Source organism: Rhizobium sp. TBD182 (assembly GCF_001950375.1).
Classification (GTDB): domain Bacteria; phylum Pseudomonadota; class Alphaproteobacteria; order Rhizobiales; family Rhizobiaceae; genus Agrobacterium; species Agrobacterium tumefaciens.
Genome location: NZ_BDLN01000029.1, coordinates 1 through 1682, shown reverse-complemented (window position 1 = coordinate 1682; position 1682 = coordinate 1). Strand labels below are relative to the sequence as shown.

The following is a 1682-nucleotide window of genomic DNA, read 5'->3' as shown; positions in this document are numbered from 1 at the left end:
GGTCTGATAGACGATCTCGCCATCTGTTTGCTCGACACTTTTCCTGACGCCAGATGCTTCTTCCTGTGTGGCGGACGGGCTGCTTGCCTTTGCCAGAACACCTTCGGCCTGAAGACCTTCACGAATGGCGTCATTGATGGCGCGGACATCGGCACGGCGATGGGCAAGGGCGATGCGGGACTGGTCCGGATGTTGATGCCTGTCAACGAGGTAGTCACGCACGAGATCTGCACATGCCTGTTGTCGATCATCGGCAAAACGGATGGCATTCTGCTGATCATACTGTGCCAGTGCTTCAGAGGTGCGGCGGGTAGCAAGGGCGATCGAGGCCTGTCGTTGCCAGTGGTGTTTCTGGCGACGGATTTCTGTGAGTTCGATGGCGCCCGTTCGCTCGGAAATGGCCCTGAAGGGAGATCCCGCACCGATCGCCTGCAACTGCTCGTGATCACCGACCAGCACCAGCTTGGCGCCGCGTGCCTCGACTTGCCTGACGAAACGGTAAAGCTGCCGGCTGCCGATCATGCCGGCCTCGTCGATGACAAGAATGTCCCTGTGTCCGAGGAGAGATCTGCCGTTGTGCCAGCCAAGCTCCCACGACGCCAGCGTGCGCGCGGCAATGCCCGAGGATGCGGACAATCCCTCTGCCGCCTTGCCGGCAAGGGCAGCACCATGAACACGATAACCGTCCGCCTCCCATGCCCGCCGTGCTGCCGCCAGCATGGTCGACTTGCCCGCACCGGCAAAGCCAATGACGGCTGCTATCTGTTCCGGTCCGGTGACATGCAACACGGCGCTCTTTTGCTCGTCACTGAGGCCTTGTCCTGACAATTCCCTGTCCTGCCCCGCCATAGCGTTTGTGATCGTCGCCGTTCTCACGGCATGGGCCGATCGCTCCGCCATCCTGATCGCACTCGTCGCCATCAGCTGTTCGAGTTCGATCATCTCCCGGGTGGAATAGCGGGCCGGTTCGCGTTGCTGCTCCTGCTGCAGAAGAACGAGCTGCGGTGATGCCATGACGGCGGCAAGGGCATTTTGGAAGGCAGTCCTATCGGTGATGTAGCGGCTCAAGGTTCTGGCGATATCGTGACGGGTAAAGACACTCTGACCTGACGTGATGAGGGCAAGCACCTGCTCGGGGCGACGGCGGATGAGTTGCGCGTTCCGGTGTGCCGCGTCGTCATCGATGCGGCTGCGGGAGACATTGACACCACGCTCCTTCATCTGCGAGGCATGCACGCCCATGTGGCCTGTCGGCTCGATGGCAAGACCGCGGGACAGATGCGAACGGTGATCGACACGGCGGTCGAGACCGGCACGCAGGAGATGACGGTTGACCAGACCGGCAAAGGCCTCGCGGATCTGTCTGACCTGCGTTTGCGTGGTCGGCAGGCCCCGCTCGATCAGCCATCCGTTATCGCGCTCGATCAGGGTCTTTTCTCCAAGACCGGTCGGCGTGATCACCCGGGTGGTCATGACGACATGGGCGTGGATGTTGCGGTCGTCGCTCTTGCCCTGCGGCACGTGAATGGCGAAGTCGACGGCAGCGCCGAAACGATTGGCCAGATCGGTCGCAAAGGCTTGTGTCAGCGCCAGCCTTCCGGCGTCAGACAGTTCATGCGGAAGGGCGATCTCGAACTCGCGGGCGACACGGGCATCGCAGCGGCGCTCGGCAAATTCTGCGG

General features: G+C 61.9%; 1 protein-coding gene. It reads right to left on the bottom strand.

The annotated features are described in order from the left end of the window. Positions 1-1682 (bottom strand): Ti-type conjugative transfer relaxase TraA (gene traA / locus T18_RS26185; RefSeq protein WP_075807888.1); only part of this gene is annotated, 1682 nt, incomplete at both ends.